Source organism: Streptomyces sp. NPDC046716, from assembly GCF_040645755.1.
GTDB lineage: Bacteria > Actinomycetota > Actinomycetes > Streptomycetales > Streptomycetaceae > Streptomyces.
In genome coordinates, this window is record NZ_JBEYYU010000063.1 from 1 (window position 1) to 24,046 (window position 24,046).

Sequence of the window (24,046 nt, forward strand, 5' to 3'; positions counted from 1 at the left end):
ACGAAGCGCTGCTGGGCGGTGAACGCCCGCTCCAGGCGGTCGAGCATCTCGTCGAAGGTGTCCGCCAGCTCCTTGAGCTCGTCGTCCGGGCCCAGGGGAAGGCGCGCGCGGCGCATGCCTTCAGGGGCGCGCGGGGAACTGCGCGACCAGCCACGACGGCGGCGCAGCCGACCCGCTACCCCCTGGCCGGAGGCCGGTAGGTCAGCTGCTTCACGCGGCGCAGGTACGGCGCCGTCTCCACGTGTTCGACGCCCTCCAGATGCCCCAGCTTGCCGCTGACGTACCGGTAGAAGTCAGCCGTGTCGCGGGCCAGCGCCGTCGCCACCAGATTCGACGGACCGGCGGTGGCCGCCGCGTGGGCGATCTCCGGGTGGTCGGCCAGTGCTCGCCCGACGGCGTCGAGGTGGCGGGGAGCCGCGGTGATCCAGAGCATCGCGGTGACCCCGTACCCCAGCCGCGCGGTGTCGTACTCGACGTCGATGAACAGCGCACCGGACGCCAGCAGTTGGCCCAGGCGGCGCTTGACCGCCGACTCGGAGCGGCCCGTGGCGCGCTGCAGTTCGGGATAGGTGGCGCGGCCGTCGCGGCGGAGGGCCGCCAGCAGCGGGGCGTCCTCCGGGGTGATCGACACCGGCTCCGGCGCGGGGCGCGGCGGACGCAGCGCCGCGATGCGGTCCGGGGCGAGCGGGCCGTACTTGCGCAGCCAGCCCTCGGGCCCGCCGAAGAAGCGGTGCAGCACCTGGTGCGCCCTGATCTCCACGATGTGCGGGGTGCGCGGCAGCTTGCCGAGGAGCAGGTCGTCGTGGTCCCCGGGGGTGCGCGGCACCGTGCCGCAGACGATCTCGGTGCCGCCCGAGGTCAGGCCGATCCAGGAGGTGTCGGGGCGGCGGGCCAGCGCCGCGGCGATGGTCTCGGCCCCTTCCGGGGCGCAGCGCAGCCGCAGCATCCAGTTGTCGCGGCCGAGGACCTGGCTGTCCTGGAGGCCGACGACGCGCAGGCCGCCGTCCGCGACGAGCCTGCGGTAGCGGCGGGCCACGGTCTGGTCGGAGACGCCGAGCACCTCCGCGACGCGACTGAAGGGCGCCCGCCCGTCCGCCTCCAGGGCCTGGAGGATACCGAGGTCCAGATCGTCGAACGGGGTGGATTCCATGACCTGACCTCGCCTGGATGTCGGATTCCGTCGCTTCGGGACGGATGATCACGCCGGTCGGCCGCCCCCCGCCCATCGTACGGAGCACCACGACGTTCGATGAGAATCAAGACGAAAGGTGACCACCACCATGCGTACCTGGGGGCCCCTGACAGCGGTCTGCCTCGGCACCTTCATGCTGCTGCTCGACGTGACGATCGCCGTCGTCGCGCTTCCCGACATGGCGGGCGCGCTGCACGCCTCGCTCAGTGATCTGCAATGGGTGATGGACGGCTATGCGCTGGCGCTGGCCGCCCTGCTGCTCGGCACCGGAGCCGCCGCCGACATCCTGGGACGGCGGCGCGTGCACGTGGTCGGCGTGGTCGTCTTCGCCGCCGCCTCGCTGGCGTGCGGGCTCGCGGGCGGGCCCACGACGCTGGTCGCGGCCCGGGTCGTGCAGGGTCTGGGCGCGGCCGCGATGTTCGCGACGACCCTGCCCATCATCGGCGCCGTCTACCAGGGGCGGCAGCGGTCCGTGGCGCTCGGCGCGTTCGGCGCGGTCAGCGGCGGGGCGGCGGCGATCGGGCCGGTGCTCGGCGGGCTGCTCACCGAGGGGCCGGGCTGGCGGTGGATCTTCTGGGTCAATCTGCCGGTGAGCGTCGCCGCCGTGTGGCTGACTCTGCGCCATGTGCCCGAGTCGCGCGGGCCGAGGGAGCGGCGGATCGACTGGACGGGGACGGCGGCGTTCGCGGCGTTCGCGGGCTCGGCGACGTACGGCGTGATCCGGGCGGGCGAGCGCGGCTGGGGCGACCGGGGTGCCGTCGTCTCCTTCGTGACGGCCGCCGTGGCGCTGGCCTGCTTCGTGCTGGTCGAACGGCGCTGCGCCCACCCCATGCTGGACCTCGCGCTGCTGCGCCGGCCCGCGTTCGTGGGGGTGATGGTGGGCGCCTTCGCGTTTAACGCGGCCGCGTTCGGAGTGCTGCCGTACACCTCGCTGTGGCTGCAGACGCTGCTGGGGATGAGCCCGGTCCACGCCGGTCTGGTCTTCCTGTCCCTGTCGGGGGCCTCGATGGTGGTGGCGATCATCGGGGGCAGACTGCTGCACGGGGTGCCGGCCCGGATCACGGTGGGCGGCGGGCTGCTCCTCGTCGGCGTCGGGGCCTGCTGCCAAGCGGTGCTCGGCGCGGGCTCGACCTGGACCGCGCTGATCCCCGGACTGCTCCTCGCCGGGGTGGGCGTGGGACTGGTCTCGCCCGGGATCGCGGGCGCCGCGCTCGCCGCCGTGGAGCCCCGGCGGGCCGGGATGGCGGGCGGCTCCCTCAATACGTTCCGGCAGCTGGGATACGCGCTGGGCATCGCGGTCTTCGGCACCGTCGTCATCTCGCGGATGCAGCGGACGCTGCCGCGCGGGGCGGCGCACGCGCTCGCGGGCGGCGGGGCGGACGGGCTGCGCGGGCAGGTGTCGCGGCGGGCGCTGCACACGGCGTTCGCGCACGGGCTCAATTCCGCCTCGGTGGTGGCCGGTTGTGTGGCGATCGGCGCGGGATTCCTGGTGCTCGTCCTGGTACGGTCCCCCGAGGCGCCGATAGTGGAACCGACCGCTCCGTCCAAAGAAATGGACCCGTCGCCGCGGTGACCCCGGTGCCCTCCCCGTACAGATTCGGTGGAGACGGATGGGAGACCGATGACGAACGGTGAAGAGCGCCGGGAGATTACGCCACCGAAACTTACTGAAAGGTAAGTATTCTGTCCCGCCGCTTCCCTTGTGGCCGCATTTAAACGGCTGACCTGTGCATATTCCGCGCGCCACCGGTGAGACGGACCCTCTCCCGCCGGGGCGCGCGGTCCGGTACCGTCGCCGACGCTGTGCGGAGCGCCACAAGGAGCAACATTGCGTGAGTTCACCACCCCCGCTCTGGCGTCGGCACCGCCGGTGGGCGGCCTGGCCGACGCCGTGTTCGACCATGCGCTGGACGACCCCGACCATGTCGCCTTCGGGCGCAAGGACGCCGAGGGCCAGTGGCGCGACGTGACCTCGGCCGAGTTCCGGGACCAGATCCTGGCGCTGGCCAAGGGCCTGCTCGCGCAGGGCATCAGATTCGGCGACCGGGTCGCCATCATGTCCCGTACCCGCTACGAGTGGACGCTGTTCGACTTCGCGCTGTGGACCATCGGCGCCCAGGTCGTCCCCATCTACTCGACGTCCTCGGCCGAGCAGGTCTTCTGGACGCTGTACGACGCCCAGGTGTCGGCGGCGGTGGTGGAGCACGAGGACCACGCGATGACCATCGCCACGGTCATCGACAAGCTTCCCCATCTGCACCGGCTGTGGCAGCTGGACGGCGGCGCGGTCGAGGAGGTCAGCGCGTCCGGCACCCACATCGACGACGAGACGGTGCACCGGCACCGCAAGGCGGTGACCCCGGACTCCACCGCCACGATCATCTACACCTCGGGCACGACGGGCCGCCCCAAGGGCTGTGTCATCAGCCACGCGAACTTCATGTTCGAGGCGGACACCATGGTGGCGCGCTGGGAGCCGGTGTTCGCCTCCAAGCGGGAGCGGGTGGCGTCCACCCTGCTGTTCCTGCCGCTGGCGCACGTCTTCGGGCGGATGGTGCAGGTGGCGGCGGTGCGAGGCGGGGTGAAGATGGGCCACCAGCCGCAGCTGAACGCGGCCGCGCTCCTCCCGGACCTCCAGGCGTTCCGGCCGACGTTCATCCTCGCGGTCCCGTACATCTTCGAGAAGGTCTTCAACGCGGCCCGCAGGAAGGCCGAGAAGGAAGGCAGATCGGGTGCGTTCGACAAGGCCGTCGAGTGCGCCGTGAAGTACGCGGACGCGCAGGAGGCGAAGGCGTTCGGCACGGGCTCGGGCCCGTCCGCGTCGCTGCGGATGCAGCACTCCGTCTTCGACAAGCTCGTCTACTCCAAGGTGCGCGAGGCGATGGGCGGCCGGATCCGGCACGCCATGTCCGGCGGCAGCGGCATGGACCGCAGGCTCGGCCTGTTCTTCGCCGGCGCGGGCGTCGCGATCTACGAGGGCTACGGTCTGACCGAGTCGACCGCCGCCGCCACCGCCAATCCGCCGGAGCAGACCCGCTACGGCACGGTCGGCCAGGCGATCCCGGGCACCACCGTGCACATCGCGGACGACGGTGAGGTGTGGCTCTACGGCGGCAACGTCTTCCAGGGCTATCTCAACGACCCGAAGGCGACCGACGGCACCCTGCACGACGGCTGGCTCGCCACCGGTGACCTGGGCGCGCTCGACGAGGACGGCTATCTGACGATCACCGGCCGCAAGAAGGAGATCCTCGTGACCTCCGGCGGCAAGAGCGTCTCGCCGCAGCAGCTGGAGGAGCGGGTGCGCGACCATCCGCTGGTCGCCCAGTGCATCGTCGTCGGCAACGACCGCCCGTACGTGGCCGCGCTCGTCACGCTCGACGCGGAGTCCGTCGAGCACTGGCTGGGCATGCGCGGCAAACAGATGATGCACCCGGCCGAGCTGGTGCGCGACCCGGACCTGGAGATGGAGGTGCGGCGCGCGGTCGTGGCCGCGAACACCCTGGTCTCGCAGGCCGAGTCGATCCGCACCTTCCGGATACTGGCCCACCAGTTCAGTGAGGAGCACGGCCTGCTCACGCCGTCCCTGAAGCTGAAGCGGAAGGCGATCGAGACGGCCTACGCGGCGGAGGTCGAGGCGCTCTACCGCGGCTGACCGCCCGGCAGGCACGGAGGCGGACCTTCCCGTACGTTCGTCAGTGAGGCACCCGGAACCTGCGGAAGGCCGAACGATGAGCAGCGCACCCCCCGCGACCCCCAGCGGCGGCTACGGGCCGTCCGGCGGCGAACCCTCGCACACGCCGTACCACCACCCCACGGCGGGCTGGGGAGCGGCGAAGTCCGTGGGCAAGGTGCTGGCGAAGGCGAAGGAGCCGGTCAACAGCGCGCGGATCATGACGACCATGAACCACCCGGACCGCGGTTTCGACTGTCCGGGGTGCGCCTGGCCCGACGACCAGCACGGGCTGACGCTCGACCTGTGCGAGAACGGCATCAAGCACTCCACCTGGGAGATGACGCCGAAGCGCGCGGGCGCCGAGTTCTTCGCCCGGCACACGGTGACCGAGCTGGCGACGTGGCCGGACTTCGATCTGGAGGACCAGGGCCGTCTTGTCGGCCCGCTCGCGTACGACGCCGGGACCGACCACTACGTGCCGGTGTCGTGGGAGACCGCCTTCGCGACCGTCGGCGAGACGCTGCGCGGCCTGGACTCCCCCGATCGCGCGCTGTTCTACACCTCGGGCCGGCTGAGCAACGAGGCGACGTTCCTCTATCAGCTCCTCGCCCGCGAGTTCGGCACCAACAATCTGCCCGACTGCTCGAACATGTGCCACGAGGCGAGCGGCCGGGCGCTGACCGCGGCGCTCGGCACCGGCAAGGGCACCGTCGACCCGAACGACCTCGACCAGGCGGACGCGCTGTTCGTGATGGGCGTGAACGCCGCGTCGAACGTCCCCCGAATGATCACCACCCTCGCCCACGCCTACGACCGCGGCGCGCAGATCGTGCACATCAACCCGCTGGTGGAGGCGGCCGCGGGCCGCACGATCGTGCCGCACGAGTTCGCCGCGATGGCGACCTTCAAGGCGACCAGGACCGGCACCCTGAACCTCCAGCCGCGCATCGGCGGCGACCTCGCCCTGCTGCGCGGCATCGCCAAGCACGTTCTGGAGCGCGCCGAGCGGGACCCGAAGGCGGTCGACCGGGAGTTCCTCGACCGCTTCACGGAAGGGTTCGAGGCGTACCGGGACCTGTGCGCGGGGACCGAGTGGGCGGATCTGGAGGCGGCGAGCGGTCTGAGCCGCGACGCCATGGAGAAGGCCGCCGAGGTGTATCTCGGCTCCGACCGCACGGTGATCAGCTGGTGTCTCGGCATCACGCAGCAGGAGCACGGAGTCGACACGGTCCGGGAGATCGTCAACGTCCTGCTGCTGCGCGGCAACATCGGGCGGGAGGGCGCGGGCCCCTGCCCCATCCGGGGGCACAGCAACGTGCAGGGCAACCGCACCTGCGGCATCGACCACCGCCCGAAGAAGGAGTTCCTCGACCGGCTCGCCGAGGCGTGCGGCATCGACCCGCCGCGCGAGCCGGGCCTGGACACGGTGCGCGGCATCGAGGCGATGCACGCCGGTGAGGCGACGGTGTTCGTCGGCATGGGCGGCAACTTCGTGCGGGCCGCCCCCGACCCCACGTACACCGAAGAGGCCCTGCGGAACTGCGAGTTGACCGTCCAGGTGTCCACCAAGCTGAACCGCTCGCACTTGGTGCACGGGCGCAGGGCGCTGATCCTGCCGTGCCTGGGCCGCACCGAGAAGGACCTTCAGGAGGCCGGGCCGCAGGCGGTCTCGGTCGAGGACTCGATGAGCATGGTGCACCTGTCGCGGGGCATGAAACGGCCCGCGTCGTCGCACCTGCTCTCCGAGCCGGCGATCATCGCCCGGATGGCGCGGGCCGCGCTGCCCGACTCCGCGACGCCCTGGGAGGAGTACACGGGGGACTACGACCGGATCCGCGACACCATGCAGCGCGCGCTGGACGGGTTCGAGGACTTCAACCGGCGGGTGCGCGGCCCGCACGGGTTCCGGCTGCGCCAGCCGGCCCGGGAGCGGATCTTCCAGACGCCGTCCGGGCGGGCCGGGTTCTCGCTCGCGGCGCTGCCGGACCCCAGCCCCGGCGCGGGCCTGCTGACCCTGGCGACGGTCCGCTCGCACGACCAGTGGAACACCACGATCTACTCCTCCGACGACCGCTACCGGGGCGTGCGCAACCTGCGGACCCTGGTCTTCCTCAACGCGGACGACATGCGCGAGCGCGGTCTGGCGGACATGGACCTCGTCGACATCACCTCGGTGGCGCGGGACGGTTCACGGCGGTCGGTGCACGGCTACCGTGCGGTGACGTACGACGTGCCGCGCGGCTGCGCCGTGGGCTACATGCCGGAGCTGAACGTCCTGTGCGCGATCGGCGACTTCAGCCCGCAGAGCGATCAGCCGCTGATGAAGCACCTGGCGGTCGAGGTGCGGCGACAACGGAACTGACGGTTCATCAATTACCGATGCGTCAGTTATTGACGGTTCATCAGGTCGGACACAGAATCACCCTCACTTCGACGGAGGGGGCCCGACCGTGTCGCGACCGATCCGCGCCATCACCGCCACTGTGGCGGCGCTCCTGCTCGCCACCGCCTGCAACTCCACCGCCACCAGCTCCTCGCCGGACGGCAAGGGCAGTTCGGTACGGGGAGTGAGCGACGACTCCATCAAGGTCGGCGGCATCGTCTCGATGACGACCGCGAGCGGCTACAGCAAGAAGGACACCGACCTGGGCGCGAAGGCCCGCTTCGAGCGGGCCAATGCCGAGGGCGGGGTGGGCGGCCGCACGATCGACTATCTGGGCGCGGAGGACGACGGGCAGGACCCGGCGAAGAACCTGGCCGCCGCCCGCAAACTCGTCCAGCAGGAGAAGGTGTTCGCGATCGCGCCGATGAGCTCGGTGACGTTCTCCGGCGCCGACTTCCTGCAGAAGCAGAAGGTGCCGACGTTCGGCTGGGGCACCCTGCCCTCGTTCTGCGGGCCGACCTACATCTACGGCTACGGCGGCTGCATGGTGCCGATGCCGGGCGGCACCATCTCGCAGACCTGGCCGGAGGGCCTGAAGAACGTCACCGACGGCTCGAAGGGGAAGACCGTCGCGATCCTCGCCAACGACAACGACGCGGGAACCTTCGCCATCCGCACCTACCGGCAGTCGTTCGCGTCGGCGGGCTACAAGGTGACGTACGCCAAGGCGTCGGTGCCCGCGACGTCCGTGCCGAGCGACTGGTCCGCGTACACGAAGGAACTGCTGCGCAGCGACGGCGGCAAGGCGCCGGACGTGGTCGTCTCCGTCATGCAGACCCCGTACAACATCGGGCTGTTCACGGCCGTCAAGCGCACCGGCTTCAAGGGAGTGCTCACCGATCCGACGGACTACGACCCGGGACTGCTGGCGAAGAGCGCGACGAAGCAGGCGCTCGACGGCGTGCACGTGCTGCTGTCCTTCGAGCCGTTCGAGTCGGCGTCGCCGAAGATGAAGCAGTTCAAGGCCGACATCGAGAAGGCCGCGGGCAAGAAGGTCCCGCTGAACATGCACATGGTCACCGGGTACATGAGCGCCGACCTCTTCCTCGCCGTCGCGCAGAAGGCCGGCAAGGACCTCACCGTGGCGTCGTTCCAGAAGGCGGCGAACGGGTTCTCGGACTCGGGGACGCTGGTCGGGAACCGCCGGCTGCCCGCCGGGCAGAAGGAGTCGTTCGGCTGCGGAGCGCTGGTGCAGCTCAAGGGCGGGGCGTACACGGTGTCGTCGCCGTTCAAGTGCTACGAGCCGATCCCGTTCAAGTAGGTCCGCCTGAAGGGGTGTCCGCATGACCGACCTGCTTGCCTTCGTCCTGAGCGGGCTCGTGTCGGGGGCGCTGTACGCGCTGCTCGCCACCGGGCTCGTGCTCTCCTACTCGGCGTCGGGACTGTTCAACTTCGCGCACGGCGCCACCGCCTATCTCAGCGCGCTCGCCTTCTACGAGCTGCACTCGGGCTTCGGCTGGCCCGCGGTGCCCACCGCGCTGCTGCTCGTCCTGGTCGTGGCGCCCGCGCTGGGCTGGGGACTCGACCGGCTGATGTTCCGCAAGCTGGCCCGGGTCGGGGAGACCGCGCAGATCGTCGCCACGATCGGGCTCCTCGTGGCGCTGCCCGCGCTCGGCCTGTGGGCGGTCGAACTCCTCGACGACGCGGGGGCGGCCGTGCTGCCCGCGGAGAACCAGTTCGGGCTGCCCGGGGTCGGGCCGAGCCCCGCGAAGAACTGGCCGCTCATGGACGGCGTCGGCATCGACTCCGACCAGCTGATCACCTGGGTGACGACCGCCGTCGTCGCGCTGGGCCTGTGGATCCTGCTGCGCCGCACGACGCTGGGGCTCCGGCTGCGGGCCACCGTCGACAACCGCTCCCTGGTCGAGCTGCGCGGGCTCAGCGCGGACCGGCTCTCGTCGGTGGCGTGGATGCTGTCGTCGGGCCTCGCGGGGCTCGCCGGGGTGCTCGCCACTCCCCTGCTCGGCCTCTCCTCGCACGACTTCACGCTCTTCCTGTTCGTGTCGGCGACGGCCGCGGTGCTGGGCCGGTTCCTGTCCGTGCCGCTCGCCTTCGCGGGCGGGCTCGCGCTCGGCGTGCTGCAGAACCTGGTCGCGGGGTACGCGTCGTTCGCCGAGAAGATCACCGGGTTCCGGACGGCGGTGCCGTTCCTGATCCTGTTCGCCGGGCTGCTACTGCTCACCCGGCGGCAGCGCACGGCGGGCACGGCCGCGGTGGACGCGCCGCCCGTGGACTATCTGGCGGGGAAGTCGTGGGCGCGGCGGTGGGGGCCGTGGGCGGTGGCGGGCGTGCTGCTGGGCCTCGCCTTCTACACCGTCACGACGCCCTTCTGGAGCGGGATCCTCGCCCAAGGCCTGGCGATCTCCCTGGTGTTCATGTCGTTCACCGTGGTCACCGGGCTCGGCGCGATGGTCTCGCTCGCGCAGGCCACCTTCGTGACGGGCGCGGCACTGGTCGCCGGGCTGCTGATGAGCCACGGAGTGCCGTTCCTCGGGGCGGCGCTGATCGGCACGTGCGCGGCGGCCGTGCTCGGCGCCCTGGTGGCGCTCCCCGCGCTGCGGCTGGGCGGGCGCTCGCTGGCGCTGGCCACACTCGCCCTCGCCTTCCTCGCCGACCAGGTCCTGTTCCAGATGGGCTGGTTGCGCAACGGCGACACCGGGTGGGAGATCCCCCGGGCCGTCATCGGACCCGTCGACCTGGGTGACGACCGGGCGATGGGCGTGGCGATGCTGGTGCTGTGCGCCGCGGCCGTGGCGGGGCTCGGCGCGCTGCGCGGCTCGCGGGCCGGGCGGGCGATGCTCGCGGTGCGCTCGGCACCGGCGGCGGCGATGGCGTCGGGGGTGTCCGTCGTCCGCACCAAGCTGCTGCTGTTCACGCTCTCGGCGGGGCTCGCCGGGTTCGGCGGCGTGATGTACGCGTCGTACAACACCCGCATCACCGCGACCGACTTCACGGCGATGACCGGGCTGATCTGGCTCGCGGTGGTGGTCGCGGCCGGGGTGCGGCGGCCGCAGTTCGCGGTGGTCGCCGGGCTCACCTTCGCCGTCGTCCCCCATCTCATCAGCGACTACGTGACCGAGTCGGCGCAGCTCCCGGTGATCCTCTTCGGCCTCGCCGGTCTCGCGCTCGCCAACGACCCGGACGGGTACTGCGCGGCGTTCTCCGTGCGCAGGCACCGGCGCCGCGAGACCGTCACGGTGAGCGGGGCGCCGGTCTCCGGCGGCGGCCCGGATCCGGATGCCGCGCTCCAGCTCGTCGACGTACGGGCCGGATACGACGGCGCACCGGTCCTCCAGGGCGTCGGCCTCACCGTGCGCCCGGGAGAGATCGTGGCGCTGCTCGGGCCCAACGGCTCCGGGAAGTCGACCACGTGCAAGGTGGCGGCGGGCCTGCTGGTACCGGCGCACGGACAGGTGTACGTCGCCGGGGCCGCGGCCGGGCGGCAGGGGGCGGTGCGCCGGGCGCGGGCCGGAGTGGTACTGGCGCCGGAGGGCCGCGGCATCTTCCCGTCCCTCACGGTCGACGAGAACCTCGCCCTGCGGCTGCCGCTCAGGAAGGACCGGTCGGCGGTGTACGACCGCTTCTCCGGGCTGGCCGACCGGCGCGAGGTGGCCGCCGGTTCGCTCTCCGGCGGCGAACAGCAGCTGCTCGCGCTGGCGCCGCTGCTGCACGCCCCGCCGCGCGTGCTGATCGCGGACGAGCCGTCGCTCGGGCTCGCGCCCCGCGTCGTCGACGAGGTGTACCGGCTGCTCGCCGAACTCCGCGACGCGGGCACGGGACTGCTGCTCGTGGAGGAGAAGGCGTCGGAGATCCTCGGCGTCGCGGACACCGTGGCGTATCTCGCGCAGGGGCGGGTCACCTGGTGCGGGCCGCGCGCCCAGGTCGAGACGGAGCGGCTCACCGACGCGTACCTCGGGATCGCCGCGGCCAGGGAGGCGGAGCGCTCATGAGTCACGCACTGGAGGTCGAGGGCGTCGGCGTGCGGTTCGGCGGCGTCCGCGCCCTCGACGGCGTGGACCTGCGGCTCGCGGCCGGCGAGGTGTGCGGTCTGATCGGCCCGAACGGCGCGGGCAAGACGACCTTCTTCGACGTCGTCTCGGGGATCCGGCGGCCCGACGCGGGCCGGGTGCTGCTCGACGGCACGGACATCACCCGCCGCTCCCCCGTGTGGCGGGCGCGGCACGGAATGCGCCGCACGTTCCAGCGCCAGCAGCTGTTCGGACAGCTCACCGTCGCGGACAATCTGCGCGTCGCGCAGGAGTGGCGGCGCGGCGGGGCGGACGCCGGGCACGCGGACGGACTGCTGGCGGCGTGCGGTCTCACCGACGTCTCCGGCACCTGGGCGGGCACGCTGCCGGTCGGCCGGGCCCGCATGGTGGAACTGGCGCGGGCCGCCGCCGACCGCCCGCGGGTGCTGCTCCTGGACGAACCCGCATCGGGCATGACGGCCGGGGAGCGGGAGCTGCTCGCGTCCGTGGTGCGCGGCCTCGCGGAGGAGTCCGGGTGCGCGGTGCTGCTCGTCGAGCACAATGTGGCGTTCGTGATGGAGCTGTGCTCGCGGGTCGTGGTCCTGGACCTCGGGGCGGTGCTCGCCGAGGGCGCCCCGGAGACGGTCCGGGCGGACCGCAGGGTGCGTGAGGCGTACCTGGGAGCGGAGCAGAATCGGCGGGATTCAGGAATGCGCGTACGGCCGTGATCGTTGACGATGGCCGTACGACTGTTGACTCGACCCGAAGGAACGACACCTCGTGAGCAAGGTTCCCCCGATCATCCTGAACAACGGCGTCGAGATGCCCCAGCTCGGCTTCGGCGTGTGGCAGGTGCCGGACGACGAGGCCGAGCGGGCCGTCGCGACCGCGCTTCAGGCCGGGTACCGGAGCATCGACACCGCCGCGGTCTACGGCAACGAAGAGGGCACCGGCAGGGCGATCGCCGCGTCGGGCGTGCCCCGCGAGGAGCTCTTCGTCACCACCAAGCTGTGGAACGCGGACCAGGGCCACGACGCGACGCTCCGCGCCTTCGACCAGTCCCTGGCCAGGCTGGGCCTCGACCACGTGGACCTGTACCTGATCCACTGGCCGCTGCCCTCCAAGGACCTGTACGTGGACACGTACAAGGCGCTGGAGAAGATCTACGCGGACGGCCGCGCCAGGGCCATCGGCGTCTCGAACTTCCTGCCGGAGCACCTGGACCGGCTGACCGTCGAGACCTCGGTCATCCCCGCGGTGAACCAGATCGAGCTGCACCCGCACCTCCAGCAGCGCGTCTCGCGCGAGCGGCACGCGGAGCTGGGCATCGCGACCGAGGCCTGGTCCCCGCTCGGCCAGGGCAAGGGTCTCCTGGAGGTCCCGGCCATCGTCGCGATCGCCCAGAAGCACGGCCGTACACCGGCCCAGGTCGTCCTGCGCTGGCACGTCCAGCTGGGCAACGTGGTGATCCCGAAGTCCGTGACGCCGTCGCGCATCGCGGAGAACATCGACGTGTTCGGCTTCGAGCTGGACACCGAGGACCTCGGCGCGATCTCGGCGCTCAACGAGGACCGGCGGCTCGGCGCGAACCCGGCGGAGTTCGACGTCAGCTGATCTCCCGCCGTGGACGCACGGGGCCCCCGGCGCGAGCACTTCGTGTGCCCGCACCGGGGGCCCTGTCGTGTCAGCCCTTCACGGCGATGTGCACCGTGTGCGCCACCAGCAGGAACACGTCCTCGCGGCGGTGCAGGCCCAGCTCGTCCTCCGGGTCGAGGAGCCGGTCGAGGGCCGCGATGTCGTCGGCGGCCAGTGCCTCCTCGAAGACTCCGCGGCGGCGCTGCCACATGTCGACCAGCATCTCGCGGCCGGCCGCCGACAGAGGCGCCGGGAGGTCGAGGAGGAACGTGCGGGACCGCGCGCCCTTCAGGCCGGCGGCGGTGAGCAGGGCCGGCCAGTCCTCGACGTGCTGCTCGGCGCCGGGCAGGGAGCGGCGCATCGCGTCGAACCACTCGTCCTCGATGGCGTCCGCCCGTGTCTCCAGGCCCGGCCGGCCGAAGCCGAAGTCGCGGGGCAGGCTGCGCAGCGGCAGGCCGCCCTCGACGAGGGCGAGGGTGCCGCCGGGGTTGAGGCGGTCGGCGAGCGCGGCGATCGCGGCCCGCTGGTCGCCGACGTGGTGCAGGGACCGCGCCGCCCAGATCAGGTCGGCGTCCGGCAGCTCGTCCACCGTGTCGGGCAGCTCCACGCGCAGGGTGCCCGTGCGGTCGGCGAGACCGGCCGCGGCGAACCGCTCGGTGGCCCGGGCGAGCAGGGCCTCCTCCGGGTCGGCTGCGATGATCCGCGCGTCCGGGAACGCCGTCGCCAGTTGCAGCGAGATCGCGCCGGGGCCCGCGCCCGCGTCGACGATCAGGCCGGTGCCGCCGGGCCGCGACGCGCGCAGCCAGGACAGGGCCTCGGTGTACAGGGGGGCGTAGACCTCCGCGCCGCGCTCCAGGTGCGGGATCATCTGGGACCAGTCCATGTCCTTCGCGTGCTCGTGCGCGTGACCGTGTCCGTGCCCGTGGCCCTGCTCGTGCCCGTGGTCGTGGCCGTGTGCCATGTGTGCGTCGCCGCCCTTCGTCCCGCTGTGGTGCCGGTGGTACGTCCAGCGTGCGCGGGCCCCGCCGCGCCGGGCAAGTCGAGTTGCCGAAAGCGCAAAGCGGGGCCCGCGGGCCGCGGCCTACTGGACCGGCGGGTAGGCGTTCTTCAGCAGCTCCTGGAACTGGGCGGAGAACCAGTGCCCGGACACCGGAGCGTTCGGCAGCGCCCCGGACATGTGGTTGTTGTTGCGCGGGTTACCGGTGTACGTCGGGTCGCACATCCGGTCGAATCCCTTGCCCTCGTCGTTGTCGATCGCGGTGCTGGAACCGTCCGACTCCCCCGGCGGCTTCATCCACACGTACGCGTCGATGCCGGTGGCGGGGTCGGCCTGCGGACGTTCACCGAGACCGGCTCCGGACTGGTTGCACCAGTTGCCGAGGTGGATGCGGCGGTCGTAGCGGCCCCCGTCGACGTACGTGTCCACGTCGGTCTTGGCGCCCGCCGCGGTGGGCCTGGCCGAGCCGCCCCAGCCGTTGCGGGAGGTGTCGATCAGCATGCCGAGGTTCTGGTCGAAGCCGAGCGAGACCAGCTTGGTCCGCATGGCCTGGGCGTAGGACAGCTCGTCGGTGTAGCGGTTCCAGTCGACCCACTTGGACTGGCGGACCGAGACGCCGTTGACCGAGTCGTCGATGCCGAAGTGGTCCTCCTTGAGGGCGCTGTAGTTCGCTGTGTTCACGATGAAGCCGTGGACGTCGGACAGCTGCGCGCCGTTGCTGGTGGCGGTCGTCTTGAACAGTTCGGCGGAGGCGCCGAAGTTGTCGTCCCAGCCGAGCCAGCCGTGGTGGCCGGCGTCGATGTAGTTGTAGACGTTCGGGATGGCGCCCAGCTTGTCGAGGGCGTAGCCGACGCCCTTCTGGTAGTTGCCGTTGGCCTTCATGGTGTCGCAGTTGGGGGTGGCCGTGGGGCGGCCGCTGACGTTGGTGACGAGGTTGGGCAGCGAGTCGATCTCGATGGTCGTGACGATGCGCAGGCCCGCGTACTTGGAGTCGGCGAGGATCGCGGCGATCGGGTCGATGAAGTCGCTCTTGTACTTGTCGATGTCGTTCGGGCCGAGTTCGCCGTTGGAGGCGAGCGCGGCGCAGTCGCGGCCGGGCAGGTCGTAGACGACGAGCTGGACGACTTCCTCGTTGCTGCCCTTCTGGGCGAGGGCCGCGTCCAGGTGGTCGCGCAGGCCCATGCCGTCGCCGACGCCGCCGATCGCGGCGATCCGGTCGAGCCAGACGCCGGTGGGCTGGTTCGCGATCGCGCTGCCGCCCGGCTCGGCGGCCGCCTTGGCCTTCCATTCGGGGTTCACGTAGACCTTGGCGCCCGCGTACGGGTTGTCGACGCGGCCGCTCGGGTCGGTCGGGTCCGTGGGATCGGTCGGGTCCGTCGGATCCGTCGGGTCGGTGGAGCCCTCGTTGCAGGTGACGCCGTTCAGCTTGAACGCGGTGGGCACGGCGTTGGTGCCGCTGTACGTGCCGTTGAAGCCGAAGGAGGTGGAGCCGCCGGTGGCGAGGGTGCCGTTGTAGGAGAGGCTCTTGGCGGTGACGGCGGTGCCGGACTGGGAGATGTCCGCGTTCCAGCCACTGCTGACCTTCTGGTTGCCCGCGAAGGACCAGGTGAGGTTCCAACTGCTCACCGCGGCTCCGTTGTTGGTGACGGAGACGGAGGTGGTGAAGCCGGTGTCCCACTGGTTCTGGACCTTGTAGTCCACGGTGCAGGCGGCCGCGGCGGCGCTGTCGGGGGCGGCGACGGCGGTGCCGACGCAGGCGGCCCCGGAGAGGACGAGCGCCGCGGCGAGCGCGGTGCTGCCTCTCAGTCTGGTACGGCTGTTCACGGTACGGCTCATGGTGGGGGTGTCCCTTTCTTGTCCCATGGTTCGGCTGTCGATGGCTCGGGTCAGCCGTTGACGGCTTGCAGGTGGTCGCGCAGACCGGCGCCGAAGGCGGTCGGTGTGCCGTCGTAGTCGCTGATCAGTGAGGGCCCTGAGGCGCAGTCCCAGGTGTTCCAGGTCCAGCCGAGGTACGACAGCTCGCGGTCGTCGAACCACTTCATGACCCGGTCGATGAAGGCGTGGGAGCAGGTGTTCTCGCCGATCTCCCCCGCCACCAGCGGCACTTGGGCCGCCACCGGTGCGAGCTGCTCGTCCCAGCAGGCCTCACCGGCACAGGTGTTGAAGTTGTAGACGTGGTAGGCGGCGGCGAGATTGCCGGCCGGGTCGGTGGGCTTGTGGGCGAGCCACTGCCGCAGGTCGTTGGAGTAGGCGAGGCCGCCGATCAGGATGAGGTTGCCGGCTCCGGCCGTGCGGACGGCGTCGACGAGGTCCTGCATGCCCGCGACCTCGTAGCCGATCCCGGGGCAGGTGCCGCCGTCCTTCCAGCAGGACCATGCCTGGTCCAGGGTGGAGGTGGCGCGGTCCGGGTACGGCTCGTTGAACAGGTCGAAGGCGACCGTCGGGTCGTCCTTGTAGGCACTGGCCACCGACGACCAGAAGGCAGGCGTGTACTGGGCGTCCGGCATCGGCTTCTGGCAGGTGGCGTGGATGTCGGAGCAGCCGGCCGAGTTCCCGGTGTACTGGCCGTAGGACCAGTGCAGTTCGAGGATCGGCGTCATGCCGTGTGCCTTGACCTTGGTGACCAGGTCCTTGACGGCGGTTCGGTAGTTGGCACCTCCGTACTCGGGTTTGATGTTGTCGAGGCCGAGCCAGCACTCCTCGTTGAGCGGGATGCGGACGGCGTTCGCCTTCCAGTCGGCGATGGCCTTCACCGACGCGTCGTCCACGGGGCCGTCGAAGATCCCGTATCCCTGGACGCACATGAACTCGCCGCCGGAGCGGTTCACGCCGAGGATCCGGCGGGTGGCTCCGCTGGTGGCGTCGACCAGCTTGTTCCCCGACGCCTTCAGGGCCGGGGCGGTGCCGTCACCGGGGTCCGTGGGATCAGTGGGATCGGTCGGATCCGTGATGTCCTCGTCGCAGGTGACGCCGTTCAGCTTGAAGGCCTTGGGCACCGTGTTGGCGCCCGACCACGACCCGATGAATCCGGCCGACACGCTGCCGCCCGAGGCGAGCGCACCGTTCCACGACTCGTTGGCCGCGGTCACCGTCGTGCCGGACTGGGACCATTTGGCACTCCAGCCCTGGGTGACCTTCTGTCCGTCGGCGAAGTCGAAGGACAGGCTCCAACTGTCCTTCGCCGCACCGTTGTTGATGACCTTCAAGGCGCCCTGGAAGCCGCTGTTCCACTGCGAGGTGACGGAGTACTCCACCGAGCAGGCGGGTGCGGCCGCGGACGCGGATCCGGTCAGCGGAACGAGCGCGGCCGCCGCTAGTGCGGCGCACGCCCAGAGTGACACGTAGCGCGGGGGGTGTCGCATGAGCGACTCCTTGCAGCTCGGGCGCGACGGCGGAAAGCCGGCGCGTCGACTGATGGAATCGCTCCCACTGGTTGCTGGGTGGACTGTAGAGAAGGAACTGCCGTCAAGCAACAGAGGCGTTACGGAAAAGTACTGTCGAATTAATTCGACTCTTCAAGTCTCTTGACCCCCATTTGACTCCTCATCATCCTGGGAGCGCTCCCACTGGTTCACAGGTTCACCCCCACCAAGAGAAGGACCAGGGCATGCCCAAGAGACGGGCCCGGCGGCCATGGACCGCTGTCGCGGCGGCACTCGCACTACCGCTCGCCACCCTCGCAGCACTCCCAACCTCCGCTCAGGCAGCGGCAGTTGAGTGCAGCGTCGACTACAAGACCAACGACTGGGGCTCCGGCTTCACGGCCGATCTGACGATCACGAACCGCGGTTCCGCGGCGATCGACGGCTGGACCCTCACCTACTCCTACGCCGGTGACCAGAAACTCACCAATGGCTGGAACGGCACCTGGTCGCAATCCGGCCGGAACGTCACGGTGAAGGACGCCGGATACAACGGGAAGATCGCGGCGGGCGCCGCCGCGAGCACCGGCGCGCAATTCACGTACAGCGGCTCGAATTCAGCCCCCACGAATTTCGCGATCAATGGCACGACCTGCGCCGGAGCCCATCAGCCACCGGTCACGGTGCTCACCAGCCCCCAGGCCGGATCGGTCTACACGGCCGGTGACACGGTGCCCCTCGCGGCAACCGCGGCGGCGGCCGACGGGGCGGACATCGCCAAGGTCGAGTTCTACGACGACACGACACTGCTCGGCACCGACACCACGTCCCCGTACGCGCTCGGCACGGACTCCCTGACGGCCGGCACGCACTCGCTCTACGCGAAGGCGTACGACGGGCAGGGCGCGTCCGGCGAGTCGACGCCGGTCGGCATCACGGTCGCGGCGGGCCCCGCCGTGACGGCGACGCCGTCCCAACTCGGCGTCCAGCAGGGCAAGTCCGGCACCTTCGACGTGAAGCTGTCCACGAAACCGGCGGCGAACACGACCGTCACGACGGCCCGCTCCGGCGGCAACACGGGCCTGTCCGTCTCCTCCGGCGCGAGCCTCACCTTCACGCCGTCGAACTGGGACACGGCGCAGAAGGTGACCGTCGCGGCGGACTCCTCCGGTACCGGCGCCGCCACGTTCACGGTCAGCGCGCCCGGGCACGCCAAGGCGACGGTCACGGTCACCCAGCTCGCGGCCGGCACGGAGTACGACACGCGCTTCCTCGACCTCTACGGGAAGATCACCGACCCGGCGAACGGCTACTTCTCGCCGGAGGGCATCCCGTACCACTCGGTGGAGACGCTGATCGTCGAGGCGCCGGACCAGGGCCATGAGACGACCTCCGAGGCGTACTCGTACCTGCTGTGGCTCCAGGCCATGTACGGGAAGGTCAGCGGCGACTGGTCCAAGTTCAACGGCGCCTGGGAGATCATGGAGAAGTACATGATCCCCACGCACGCGGACCAGCCGACGAACTCCTTCTACAACGCGTCCAAGCCCGCGACGTACGCGCCGGAGGAGGATCTGCCGTCGCAGTACCCGGCGAAGCTGGACCCGTCGGTGCCCGTCGGCACGGACCCGATCGCAGGCGAGCTGAAGAGCGCGTACGGCACCGACGACGTCTACGGCATGCACTGGCTCCAGGACGTCGACAACACGTACGGCTTCGGCAACGAGCCCGGAAAGTGCGAGGCGGGCCCGACGGCGACCGGCCCGTCCTACATCAACACCTTCCAGCGCGGCGCGCAGGAGTCGGTGTGGGAGACGGTTCCGCAGCCCACCTGCGACGCCTTCAAGTACGGCGGGAAGAACGGGTACTTGGACCTTTTCACGGGTGACTCCTCGTACGCGAAGCAGTGGAAGTACACGAACGCGCCGGACGCCGACGCGCGTGCCGTGCAGGCCGCGTACTGGGCGGACGTGTGGGCCAAGGAGCAGGGCAAGAGCTCCGAGGTGTCGGCCACCGTCGGCAAGGCCGCGAAGATGGGCGACTATCTGCGCTACGCCATGTACGACAAGTACTTCAAGAAGGTGGGCGACTGCGCCGGCGCGAGCAGCTGCCCGGCCGGCACCGGCAAGGACGCCTCGCACTATCTGCTGTCCTGGTACTACGCGTGGGGCGGCGCCACCGACACCTCGGCGGGCTGGGCCTGGCGCATCGGCTCCAGCCACACGCACGGCGGGTACCAGAACCCGCTCGCCGCGTACGCCCTCTCCTCGTCCGCCGACCTGAAGCCCAAGTCGGCGACAGGGCAACAGGACTGGGCCAAGTCGCTGGACCGGCAGCTGGAGTTCTACCGCTGGCTGCAGTCCGACGAGGGCGCCATCGCCGGTGGTGCGACGAACAGCTGGCAGGGGCGGTACGCGACGCCGCCGTCCGGCACGCCGACCTTCTACGGCATGTACTACGACGAGGCGCCGGTCTACCACGACCCGCCGTCGAACCAGTGGTTCGGCTTCCAGGCGTGGTCGATGGAGCGCGTCGCCGAGTACTACCAGCAGTCGGGCGACGCCGACGCGAAGGCGGTCCTGGACAAGTGGGTCGACTGGGCCCTGTCCGAGACGACGGTCAACCCCGACGGCACCTTCCGGATCCCCTCCACCCTCACGTGGTCGGGCAAGCCCGACACCTGGAACGCGTCAAGTCCCGGCGCGAACGCGTCACTTCACGTCTCCGTCGCCGACTACACCAACGACGTGGGTGTGGCGGCCGCGTACGCGAAGACGCTGACGTACTACGCCGCCAGGTCCGGTGACACGGAGGCGAAGTCGACGGCGAAGGCGCTGCTCGACGGCATGTGGGAGCACGACCAGGACGCGCTCGGCATCGCGGTGCCCGAGACGCGGGCCGACTACAGCCGGTTCGACGACCCGGTGTACGTGCCGTCCGGCTGGACCGGCACCATGCCGAACGGCGATGCGATCAACTCCTCGTCGACCTTCTCCTCGCTGCGCTCCTTCTACCAGGACGACCCCAACTGGTCGAAGGTCGAGGCCTATCTGGCCGGCGGCGCGGCACCGACGTTCACGTACCACCGGTTCTGGGCCCAGGCGGACATCGCGCTCGCCATGGGTTCGTACGCGGAGCTGCTCGAGTAACGCCCCGCCCGGCAGCGGCTCCGTGCACAGAGGAGCCGGGCGGCCTCCCTCCCCGGAGGCCGCCCGGCCACCGCACGTCCTCTCCCCACTCTCACCCCCGGGACCCTCCATGCCACGACCACGTACACGTCTTCTCCTGAGCGCCGTACTCGCCCTCACCGCAGGCCTGCTGACGAGCACTCAGGCAGCTACTGCGGCCGAGCCGCGGGCCGGTCTCGCCGCGGACACCTACACCTGGAAGAACGCCCGCATCGACGGCGGCGGCTTCGTCCCCGGCATCGTCTTCAACCGCTCCGAGAAGAACCTCGCCTACGCCCGCACGGACATCGGCGGCGCCTACCGCTGGACCCAGGACACGAAGTCCTGGACCCCGCTCCTGGACTCGGTCGGCTGGGACGACTGGGGGCACACGGGTGTGGCCTCCCTCGCCAGCGACTCCGTCGACCCGGACAAGGTGTACGCGGCCGTCGGCACGTACACGAACGACTGGGATCCGGGCAACGGCGCGGTCCTGCGCTCGGCCGACCGCGGCGCCACCTGGAAGAAGACGGACCTGCCCTTCAAGCTCGGCGGCAACATGCCGGGCCGCGGCATGGGCGAGCGGCTCGCGATCGACCCGCACGACGACAAGGTCCTCTACCTGGGCGCGCCCAGCGGCAAGGGCCTGTGGCGGTCGACGGACGCGGGGGTGACCTGGTCGCAGGTCGCGTCCTTCCCCAACCCGGGCACGTACCGCCAGGACCCGTCGGACACCTCCGGCTACGCCTCGGACAACCAGGGCGTGGTGTGGGTGACGTTCGACGAGTCGTCGGCGACGGGCTCGGACCGCACCAGGACCCTCTACGCCGGCGTCGCCGACCAGGACAACTCCGTCTACCGCTCGACGGACGCGGGCGCGACCTGGGAGCGGGTGGCCGGCCAGCCCACCGGGTACCTCCCGCACAAGAGCGTCCTCGACGCCGAGAACGGCTACCTGTACGTCGCGTACAGCGACAAGGGCGGGCCCTACGACGGCGGCAAGGGCCAGGTGTGGCGGTACGCGACGAAGACCGGTGAGTGGAAGGACATCAGCCCCGTCGCCGAGGCGGACACGTACTACGGCTTCAGCGGTCTCACGCTCGACCGGCAGCACCCCGGCACGGTGATGGTGTCGGGGTACAGCTCCTGGTGGCCGGACACGCTCATCTTCCGCTCCACGGACAGCGGCGGCACCTGGACGAAGGCGTGGGACTACACGTCGTACCCCGACCGCGCGAACCGCTACACCATGGACGTGTCGTCGGTGCCCTGGCTGACGTGGGGCGCGAACCCGTCCCCGCCCGAGCAGACGCCGAAGCTGGGGTGGATGACGGAGGCGCTGGAGATCGACCCGTTCGACTCGGACCGGATGATGTACGGGACGGGCGCGACGGTCTACGGGACCGAGGACCTCGGCCAGTGGGACAGCGGCGGTACGTTCACGATCTCCCCCATGGTCAAGGGGCTCGAGGAGACGGCCGTCAACGATCTGGTCTCGCCGCCCTCCGGCGCGCCGCTCCTGTCCGCACTCGGTGACATCGGCGGCTTCCGGCACACGGACCTGACCAAGGTGCCGTCGATGATGTACACCTCCCCGAACTTCACCTCCAGTACGAGCCTGGACTTCGCGGAGGGCAAGCCGGACGTGGTGGTGCGGTCGGGGAACGTCGACTCGGGTGCGCACGTGGCCGTCTCCCAGGACAACGGCGCCAACTGGTACGCGGCCGGCACCGATCCGTCGGGTGTCACCGGCGGCGGCACGGTCGCGGTGTCGGCGGACGGCGGGCGGCTGGTGTGGAGCCCGGACGGCGCGGGGGTGCAGACGGGTACGGGGGCGTCGTGGACGGCGGCGGACGGGGTGCCGGCGGGCGCGGTCGTCGAGTCGGACCGCGCGGACGCCTCGGTCTTCTACGCCTTCAAGTCGGGCACTTTCTATGCCAGTTCGGACGGCGGGAAGACCTTCACAGCGAAGGCGTCGAGCGGGCTGCCGACGGACGGGCCGGTCCGTTTCAAGGCGGTGCCGGGCACCAAGGGGGACATCTGGCTGGCCGGGGGCTCGGCGTCGGGCGCGTACGGGCTGTGGCACTCGACGGACGGCGGCGCCACGTTCACCAAGCTGTCGGGCGTGCAGCAGGCCGACACCATCGGCTTCGGCAAGGCCGCGCCCGGCGCGACCTACCAGACGCTGTACGCGAGCGCGAAGATCGGCGGCGTACGCGGCATCTTCCGCTCGACGGACGCGGGCGTCACGTGGACGCGGGTCAACGACGACGCGCACCAGTGGGGTTGGACCGGCGCGGCGATCACCGGTGACCCGCGCGTCTATGGCCGGGTGTACGTGTCGACGAACGGCCGGGGCGTCGTCTACGGCGACACGGCCGACGTCCCCGGCGACGGCGGCGGCCCGCCCGGCACGACGGCGGCCTGCGCGGTCACGTACAAGGTGACGAACGAGTGGTCGGGCGGCTTCCAGGCGGACGTGACCCTGACCAACACGGGCACGGCCCCCTGGTCGGGCTGGTCCCTCACCTGGTCGTTCGCCGACGGCCAGAAGGTCTCCCAGCTGTGGAACGCGTCGCACACCCAGTCCGGCGCGACGGTGACGGCCAAGAACGCGAGCTGGAACGGGACGGTGGCGGCCGGGAGTTCGGCGGCGTTCGGGTTCACGGGGTCACGCCCGGGGACGGCGAACGCGAAGCCTACGGCGTTCACGCTGGACGGGCAGACCTGCGCGGTGACCTGACGTGGGCCGAGCCGGACTCCTGGGGGCCCGCACGGATGATGGTGCGGGCCCCCTAGGCTCGGCGCATGACGGAGATCGACTACGGCCACTTCCACACCCGGCTGGAGGCGGCGCGCGCCGGGGGGACGGCGGCCCGCTGGGAGCTGCTGCGCCGGTTCCAGGAGGAGTGGGGATATGTGCCGTCCGGCAGCCCCGCCCTGACCAGGCCCGGCGACCTGGTCACGGCGTCTCCCGTGCCGGCGGCGCTGCGGGAGTGGTGGGACCTGCCGTTCAACTCCTTCGCCGACCGGCCCCGGCTGTACTGGACCGAGGACGAGTGGCCGCCCACGGACGAGTACGGCCCGCTGCCGCCCGGCAATCCGTTCGTCGGCGCGGACGAGGACCAGCGGGTGTGCGTCTTCATGGCGGAGTACGAGTACGGCAACACCTGGGGCTATCCGGCGGCCCGCGCCGGTCTGCCGGATCCGCCCGTGGTCGTCGACGCCCTGGACGAGGACGGCGACGAGAGCTGGGTGCTGCAGAGCCCCTCCGTCTCGGAATTCTTCCTCCAGCTGGCCGTCACCCGGCTGCCCGCACACTTCGGCTGGGGCGCCTTCGAGAGCCGCATCTCCCGCCCGGCCGAGGCGGCGGTGCGCGAGGTTCTCCGGCCGCTGGGACTGCTGCCCTGGCGCGAACTGACGTCCCGCGCCGAGTACTTCGGCGGTCCCGACACCCTCGTGTGCCTCGATCCCGGCAGCGGGGGCTTCATGTTCAGCGCGTACGGCCGCACCGAGGACGCCCTGCGCGGCCTCGGCGCTCGGCTCGGCCGCGACTGGGCGGACCGGATCCACGAACCCGAGGCGCGCAAGGGCGACGCGTGAGGG

14 protein-coding genes are annotated in these 24,046 nt (G+C 71.0%); 10 read left to right on the top strand and 4 right to left on the bottom strand.

The genetic code is table 11. The features are described 5' to 3' along the window. Positions 1-175: 175 nt before the first annotated feature. On the bottom strand, positions 176-1,150 hold the full coding sequence (locus ABZ930_RS33725) for an Lrp/AsnC family transcriptional regulator (protein WP_361556582.1): 975 nt from the start codon (positions 1,148-1,150) through the stop codon (positions 176-178). A gap of 130 nt (positions 1,151-1,280) precedes the next feature. On the opposite strand from ABZ930_RS33725, the gene ABZ930_RS33730 reads away from it, so the two are divergent. The 7 genes from ABZ930_RS33730 (at position 1,281) to ABZ930_RS33760 (ending at position 12,893) form a co-directional block, all read left to right on the top strand. Then, positions 1,281-2,765, top strand: a complete 1,485-nt coding sequence (locus tag ABZ930_RS33730; protein ID WP_361556585.1) for an MFS transporter — start codon at positions 1,281-1,283, stop codon at positions 2,763-2,765. A gap of 255 nt (positions 2,766-3,020) precedes the next feature. Continuing rightward, positions 3,021-4,847, top strand: a complete 1,827-nt coding sequence (locus ABZ930_RS33735; RefSeq protein WP_361556588.1) for a long-chain fatty acid--CoA ligase — start codon at positions 3,021-3,023, stop codon at positions 4,845-4,847. Between the two features lie 76 nt (positions 4,848-4,923). Beyond that, the gene (locus ABZ930_RS33740) at positions 4,924-7,230 is read left to right on the top strand and encodes an FdhF/YdeP family oxidoreductase (protein ID WP_361556591.1); all 2,307 of its coding nucleotides are present in this window, start codon (positions 4,924-4,926) and stop codon (positions 7,228-7,230) included. An 88-nt stretch (positions 7,231-7,318) separates the two neighbouring features. Beyond that, positions 7,319-8,572 carry an ABC transporter substrate-binding protein gene (locus ABZ930_RS33745; RefSeq protein WP_361556593.1) on the top strand — a complete coding sequence of 418 codons (1,254 nt, stop codon included), beginning with the start codon at positions 7,319-7,321 and terminating at the stop codon, positions 8,570-8,572. A 22-nt stretch (positions 8,573-8,594) separates the two neighbouring features. Then, complete coding sequence (locus tag ABZ930_RS33750) at positions 8,595-11,261, top strand: ATP-binding cassette domain-containing protein (RefSeq protein WP_361556596.1); 2,667 nt, start codon at positions 8,595-8,597, stop codon at positions 11,259-11,261. Beyond that, a complete protein-coding gene (locus ABZ930_RS33755; protein WP_361556599.1) occupies positions 11,258-12,007 on the top strand; it encodes an ABC transporter ATP-binding protein in 750 nt (249 codons plus the stop codon). The genes ABZ930_RS33750 and ABZ930_RS33755 overlap by 4 nt, the downstream gene beginning before the upstream one ends. Positions 12,008-12,101: 94 nt before the next feature. Then, positions 12,102-12,893 carry an aldo/keto reductase gene (locus tag ABZ930_RS33760; protein ID WP_361556674.1) on the top strand — a complete coding sequence of 264 codons (792 nt, stop codon included), beginning with the start codon at positions 12,102-12,104 and terminating at the stop codon, positions 12,891-12,893. A gap of 70 nt (positions 12,894-12,963) precedes the next feature. On the opposite strand, the gene ABZ930_RS33765 is transcribed toward ABZ930_RS33760, so the two are convergent. From ABZ930_RS33765 to ABZ930_RS33775, 3 genes are all read right to left on the bottom strand, one after another. After that, complete coding sequence (locus ABZ930_RS33765; RefSeq protein WP_361556602.1) at positions 12,964-13,875, bottom strand: class I SAM-dependent methyltransferase; 912 nt, start codon at positions 13,873-13,875, stop codon at positions 12,964-12,966. Between the two features lie 120 nt (positions 13,876-13,995). Beyond that, complete coding sequence (locus ABZ930_RS33770) at positions 13,996-15,747, bottom strand: glycoside hydrolase family 6 protein (protein ID WP_361556605.1); 1,752 nt, start codon at positions 15,745-15,747, stop codon at positions 13,996-13,998. Positions 15,748-15,797: 50 nt separating this feature from the next. Beyond that, positions 15,798-17,273 (bottom strand): cellulose binding domain-containing protein, encoded by a 1,476-nt coding sequence (locus ABZ930_RS33775; protein WP_361556608.1) that lies wholly within the window; start codon positions 17,271-17,273, stop codon positions 15,798-15,800. Positions 17,274-17,518: 245 nt separating this feature from the next. Here ABZ930_RS33775 and ABZ930_RS33780 point away from each other — a divergent pair, with 245 nt between their 5' ends. From ABZ930_RS33780 to ABZ930_RS33790, 3 genes are all read left to right on the top strand, one after another. Next, positions 17,519-20,422: a glycoside hydrolase family 48 protein gene (locus tag ABZ930_RS33780; RefSeq protein WP_361556611.1), complete on the top strand. Its 2,904-nt coding sequence runs from the start codon at positions 17,519-17,521 to the stop codon at positions 20,420-20,422. 109 nt (positions 20,423-20,531) lie between these two features. Further along, positions 20,532-23,183 carry a cellulose binding domain-containing protein gene (locus ABZ930_RS33785; protein WP_361556614.1) on the top strand — a complete coding sequence of 884 codons (2,652 nt, stop codon included), beginning with the start codon at positions 20,532-20,534 and terminating at the stop codon, positions 23,181-23,183. 65 nt (positions 23,184-23,248) lie between these two features. Beyond that, entirely contained in the window at positions 23,249-24,043 is a 795-nt protein-coding gene (locus ABZ930_RS33790) for a hypothetical protein (protein WP_361556617.1), read from the top strand. Positions 24,044-24,046 lie beyond the last annotated feature (3 nt).

What these genes read in the sequence shown, in the direction of transcription:
- ABZ930_RS33770 (WP_361556605.1), bottom strand. Translation starts at nt 15,747, where the DNA reads ATGAGCCGTACCGTGAACAGCCGTACCAGACTGAGAGGCAGCACCGCG.
- ABZ930_RS33755 (WP_361556599.1), top strand. Translation starts at nt 11,258, where the DNA reads ATGAGTCACGCACTGGAGGTCGAGGGCGTCGGCGTGCGGTTCGGCGGC.
- ABZ930_RS33750 (WP_361556596.1), top strand. Translation starts at nt 8,595, where the DNA reads ATGACCGACCTGCTTGCCTTCGTCCTGAGCGGGCTCGTGTCGGGGGCG.
- ABZ930_RS33780 (WP_361556611.1), top strand. Translation starts at nt 17,519, where the DNA reads ATGCCCAAGAGACGGGCCCGGCGGCCATGGACCGCTGTCGCGGCGGCA.
- ABZ930_RS33775 (WP_361556608.1), bottom strand. Translation starts at nt 17,273, where the DNA reads ATGCGACACCCCCCGCGCTACGTGTCACTCTGGGCGTGCGCCGCACTA.
- ABZ930_RS33785 (WP_361556614.1), top strand. Translation starts at nt 20,532, where the DNA reads ATGCCACGACCACGTACACGTCTTCTCCTGAGCGCCGTACTCGCCCTC.
- ABZ930_RS33790 (WP_361556617.1), top strand. Translation starts at nt 23,249, where the DNA reads ATGACGGAGATCGACTACGGCCACTTCCACACCCGGCTGGAGGCGGCG.
- ABZ930_RS33725 (WP_361556582.1), bottom strand. Translation starts at nt 1,150, where the DNA reads ATGGAATCCACCCCGTTCGACGATCTGGACCTCGGTATCCTCCAGGCC.
- ABZ930_RS33730 (WP_361556585.1), top strand. Translation starts at nt 1,281, where the DNA reads ATGCGTACCTGGGGGCCCCTGACAGCGGTCTGCCTCGGCACCTTCATG.
- ABZ930_RS33765 (WP_361556602.1), bottom strand. Translation starts at nt 13,875, where the DNA reads ATGGCACACGGCCACGACCACGGGCACGAGCAGGGCCACGGGCACGGA.
- ABZ930_RS33740 (WP_361556591.1), top strand. Translation starts at nt 4,924, where the DNA reads ATGAGCAGCGCACCCCCCGCGACCCCCAGCGGCGGCTACGGGCCGTCC.
- ABZ930_RS33760 (WP_361556674.1), top strand. Translation starts at nt 12,102, where the DNA reads ATGCCCCAGCTCGGCTTCGGCGTGTGGCAGGTGCCGGACGACGAGGCC.